Here is a 5,488-nt window from a genome sequence, read left to right on the forward strand (position 1 = left end):
TGCTGGGGCCTGGCAGCAGAGCCAGCCAGTCGGTTGTCTGTGCCGCGTTGCAACAGGTGTTCGTGCAGACGGAGGAACAAAACGCCCATGCCACCTGGCGCGAGGTCGCAGCCCAGCTGGAAAAGAACTTCCCGGCAGTCACAGAGATGATGGACGAAGCGGAGGCGGAGGGGCTGGCGTACTTCGGGTTCCCGGGAGCGCACCGGGTGAAAATCCACTCCACGAACACGCTGGAGCGCCTGAATAAAGAGGTGAAGCGGCGTTCCCACGTGGTGGGTATCTTACCCAACGAAGAGAGCATAACCCGGCTTCTGGGTGCGGTGCTGACGGAGCAGAACGAAGAATGGCTGTTGCAGAACCGCTACCTGCCGCAGCACAGCATGGCGGAGATAGAGCAGACCGCTGAAAACGATGTGATCGAGGCGCTGCCACTCAGCGCTTAACAGACATATTACCGGACCGGAAGGCTGGATCTGCATTTACACCACCTTGACGGACTCGATTGGAAGTCATTACCCTGACGGCCTATCGCTATATTGCTGAGCTTACCGCGCTGACTGGCACCGTACCGCCTTACTGGTCTGAATTTCAGGCGGGTAAAGGCGTACTTAGCCTGCGTAAGGCGCAGTCCGGCCTGCTGCGCATGATGGCCCCTGAGTGGTGGCGCGGCCGCCTCAAGAAAATGCGTGATTTACAGCGTGAGCACATGGCGATAACGGTGGGGCAAATGCAGAAATCTGCCTTGCCTTACGTTTCTCGCAGCACTTTGGGCCAATGGGTGGAGCAGAAGAAACGCAACCGGGACTTCTTTAAGCGCTACGATCTGATAAACAAAGAAGGGGATCGCATTGCGCTGGATGAAATGGTTAACCGCAATGTGGTTAATCCGGCGATACGTCGCCGTGAGCTTATGACGCGTATGCGTGGCTTTGCGGATGTGGCGAACGAAACCGGCTGCGTGGGCGTGTTCTATACACTGACCGCGCCCTCTAAATACCATGCTGTTTACAGCCAGGGCGGCTTTATCTCTCAGTGGAACGGTTCAAGCCCGAAAGACACGCAGCGGTATCTTTGTAATGTCTGGTCAAAAATCCGCGCCGCATTTTCGCGTGAAGGGATTCACCTGTTCGGTTTTCGTGTGGTGGAGCCGCATCACGATGGTACCCCGCACTGGCACATGCAGCTGTTTATGGAGCCTAAGCATAAACAGCGCGTGTACGACATTATGGCCCGCTATGCGCGTGCAGAAGATGCGCACGAGATGAACACGCCGGAAGCACGCAAGGCGCATCTTCATGCTGAAGATATCGACCCGAGCAAGGGCAGCGCGACGGGCTATATCGCAAAATATATTTCAAAGAACATTGACGGGTACGCGATAGATGGCGAAAAAGACGATGAAACCGGCGCAAACATGCGCGATATGGCGAAAGCCGTTTCGGCCTGGGCGTCGCGCTGGTCTGTTCGTCAGTTTCAGCAAATCGGCGGTGCGCCGGTCACGGTATGGCGTGAACTGCGCCGCCTTAAAGATGCCTGCCTGCCGGACAGTAAAATGGATGCCGTGCTGGCGTCAGCTTCAGTCGCCAGCTGCTGGGCCTCTTACACAATGGCGCAGGGTAGCCCGCTGGTTGCGCGTGACGATTTAGTGATCCGCCTTTGCTACGAAATTACCGAGATGGGGAATGAATATGCTGAAGACGTCCAGCGCGTTAACGGTATTTATTCGCCGTTCATCGCCGGTTCTGAAGTTCTCACGCATCTGGTTAAGTGGGAAAAGATCGCCAAACTGGCCGATGCGCCAGCGGAGGCTGATTTTCATGGCGGCTCTGCCGCCCCTTGGAGTTCTGTCAATAAGAAACAATAAATTCTCTATAATTTTTTCTGCTTTCCCGTTTGAAAGCTAGATATCGAGAAATAGTTTGCAGGGAAGAATAAGAAAGGAGAGCAAAAGTTAAGCAGTTGCTGTTTGAAAACTGATAAATACCAGCATTGACGGCTGCTAATATCTGCCTGCTGTAACAGATTTCTGCTTAACTGATAGGTTCACTTATCAACATTAAGCCTGTTATTCTGGCGTCGTTTAAAACGATAGGTAAGTTAGATCCCGGCTACCTGAAAGTAGGAATTAACTATGTACGTCCAACAGCTTGAATTTATTGAAGATGCAGAATTAACACTTTTGCAGCGGTATCAGACATGTAAAGCGATGGCTAAAGGCTATGCGGCTAACTTTGATGACGATAAAACAAGACTTGTACAGGCTCGTTCCTATTGCGCCAGGGTTATTGATGCCTACTGGTCATCAATTGCTAAAAAACATACGTCTACAATTAAAATTAAGGCGGTTGCATCCTCAGTTTGGCTTGAGGATGTTGCGGTGGATGCTGAGCAAGTTGCGGAGAGAACGGGAGAATTAATCGCACTTTTCCCGGTTGAAGATGCTGGCTTTCTGATTGGTTCCATATATACAGTCATGCTACCTGCTGCATACCGTTCTGAAAAAGGGGCGTACTATACACCTCCCCCACTTGTGGCTCGTTTACTCGATATGGCAGAAAAAAGTGGAGTGGATTTTTTCAAAGCGTCGGTGATTGACCCTGCATGTGGTGGTGGAGCTTTTCTTGCCCCCGTTGCTTTGAGAATGCTTAAAAACGAGAAAGGTTCTTCACCTGAATGGATTTTCAGAAGGCTTGTTAAGCGATTGAGGGGTATTGAAATCGATCCATTTGCCGCATGGATGAGTCTGGTTCTCCTTGAAGCGGCTGTTATGGCCATCTGCATTAGTGCTAAACGTCGCATTCCAGACTCCATAATTGTGGTGGGGGATGCACTAATTCAGAATGATTTAGGCAAATTTGATTTGGTGATGGGAAATCCTCCTTACGGAAGAGTTTCGCTTTCATCTGAAATGCGTGAAAAATTTTCTCGTTCCCTTTTTGGTCATGCAAACTTATATGGTTTATTCACTGATTTGGCTGTTCGTTTAATTAAGCCGGATACAGGAGTAATCGCGTTTCTTACACCTACTTCTTTTCTTGGGGGGCAATATTTTACTTCGCTTAGAGACCTTTTAACGCGAAACACTACACCATTTTTTTTCGATTTTATCTCGGACAGGGATGGGGTGTTTGATGATGTTTTACAGGAAACTATGCTTGCTACCTTCAGAGCGGGCACATACAATATTCCGGTTTCTGTATCCTCCTTGATTCCCAAGGGGCTAAATAAAGCAAAAATAGAAAGCCTTGGAAAAGTTCATATTGAAAAGGGCGGTAAAATCTGGCTGTTACCACGTAAAAAAAACGATGCCATATTTATTAATAAAATAAAAAAATTATCTCTTAGCCTTTCAGATTTAGGTTACACAGTTTCAACAGGCCAGCTAGTATGGAATAGATTCAAGCCACAACTCAGACAGCTTAAGAAAAAAGGTTACTATCCACTGATATGGGCTGAATCTGTTACGCATGAAGGCTTTAAATTCAACGCGACCAGGAAAAACCATGTACCTTACATTGAGGTCATGAAAAAACAAGAGTTTCTCATAACTAAAAACGAATGCATACTTGTTCAAAGAACTACCTCTAAAGAGCAAGATAAAAGGATAATGGCAGCGATAATCCCTCAGGGATTCATTGATGAGTTCGGTGGAGTGATTGTTGAAAACCATGTTAACGTTATTAATACAAATGGTTTTTTGTCAGATGTTGATATTGGAGTTATTGAAAAAATCCTTAATTCGGCAACTGTGGATAGAATATTTCGCTGCATCAGTGGAAGTGTAGCTGTCTCAGCATATGAGTTGAATGCTATTCCAATACCCGATATTTCAAGATTGCATGAGCTTCGAGAACTAATTGATTCTGGCATGAATAGTTTTCAGCTTGAGGGGATTATTGCAAATATATATGGAGTTTCGGTTTCATGAAGATGCCTGACTTACTTAAAATAGCTGAAATACATAGACGGCTAAATGTTATTTTTCCGGATGGAACTGAAAATAGAAATTATGTTATCAGGGAAATGGCTGCGAAAACCATCTTCGTCATGTTATATGTAGATGCTATAGAAGGCAATGAGCAATGGATTAGGCCCAGTCAAGTCACTGACATGGGTGATGAGCAGTCTTCAAAGCGATCAGTAGAAGAGCGTCATCAGTGGCTGAGCGATACTCTTTCAAAAAAAGGCAAAAGACCTATTGATGCTTGGTATGCTGCTAATTCTCGGGAACCCATCAGGGATGAAACTTTAAGAGGAGGATTAATACCTTGTCATGCTGTTATCGAAAGAAAAGGGATCCCCACCACATCGTCAAAGCCGCGATACTGTCTAAATAATTCGTTTGCTGATTTATTTGACCCTAGCCTTTCTACTGAAGATTTAGTTGGAAAAATTGCAATTTGGCAAAATACGCATTTGAATAAAGCAGCTCTGGCGAGAATTCGCCTGATAAAATTTAGTATTACGAATTCGGACGATAGCCTAACTGTTACTTTTCCTGGTGGAGAAAAACGAACCCTCGCACCGGGACCATCTAGCGTGATAGCAAAAGAAGTTATCGAAGTCTTTGCAGCAAAATTCCTTAAGGTCCCGGCAGTCCTGTGGCTTTCAGAGTCAGGGAATAAAGTTGTGACTCGTGACGAAGAGCTGGCAAATTCGCTAGGACTAAAAATTGATGCTTCCAAAGCACTTCCGGATATTATTCTTGTCGATCTCGGCGAAGATAAATCGGGAGCGGATATGCTATTCATATTCACAGAGGTTGTCGCGACTGATGGACCTGTAAATCGTGAAAGAAAAGTTGCATTAACTAAAATTGCAGCGGATGCGGGCTTCAGTAACAAGAATCTCGCTTTCCTAACAGCTTTTATGGATCGTGGAGCCTCCCCGTTCAAAAAAACTATAAGTGAACTGGCCTGGGGATCTTATGCATGGTTCGTATCAGAACCAGAAAATTTAATCGATTTGCGTGATGGCAAAGCAATCAAGCTAAGTGGTGGTCATGACGATAGTTGATTGAGTGCTTGCGTGTAGCTACTGCATGAATTTGCATGATCCTTGAAAGACCTTCATCACTTCTGCCCGCTAGTTCTGGCGGGCTTTGTATAACGTCATGCACCTGCATGAAAACCATCCCACAAAGCGGGCAGGCGTGGCGGAGATAGCATTGCGCGCTGAGGGGCAAACATGTATGCGTAGGCTGTGCCGCGAGAACGGGCCCAAATTAAGCTCGTGATATCTGTATATAAAAACAGTATTATGCTATAGTCATATTGGTTGGGAATTATCCTGGTTGACTGTAAAATGGCGGCCCTCAACTTCAAGTGAAGTATGCAGGGACGCCTAATGCCATACGAATTTATCCAGTTAACGCCAGTAGCTAATGTGTAGTGGTCAACTAATACTGGCCACAGCATTAGACTGTAAGTAGTCCGCTCAGATTCGTTAGGCGTCAGACCGCCGTTATACCAGTGGGGCCTGATAGCGC

General features: G+C 46.6%; 3 protein-coding genes and 1 pseudogene. All 4 read left to right on the forward strand.

The genetic code is table 11. The annotated features are described in order from the left end of the window. Window positions 1-443 (forward strand): transposase (locus tag BBW68_RS07380; RefSeq protein ID WP_186821299.1); only part of this gene is annotated, 443 nt, incomplete at its 5' end. Window positions 444-514: 71 nt separating this feature from the next. Then, window positions 515-1,852 (forward strand): annotated as a pseudogene (locus BBW68_RS07385) (replication endonuclease); the annotation flags it as partial. Window positions 1,853-2,131: 279 nt separating this feature from the next. After that, window positions 2,132-3,928, forward strand: a complete 1,797-nt coding sequence (locus BBW68_RS07390) for an HsdM family class I SAM-dependent methyltransferase (protein WP_070134634.1) — start codon at window positions 2,132-2,134, stop codon at window positions 3,926-3,928. Then, window positions 3,925-5,016, forward strand: a complete 1,092-nt coding sequence (locus tag BBW68_RS07395) for a BsuBI/PstI family type II restriction endonuclease (RefSeq protein WP_070134635.1) — start codon at window positions 3,925-3,927, stop codon at window positions 5,014-5,016. The genes BBW68_RS07390 and BBW68_RS07395 overlap by 4 nt, the downstream gene beginning before the upstream one ends. The last annotated feature ends 472 nt before the right edge of the window (window positions 5,017-5,488 follow it).

It is taken from the genome of Candidatus Erwinia dacicola, from assembly GCF_001756855.1.
Lineage (GTDB): Bacteria > Pseudomonadota > Gammaproteobacteria > Enterobacterales > Enterobacteriaceae > Erwinia > Erwinia dacicola.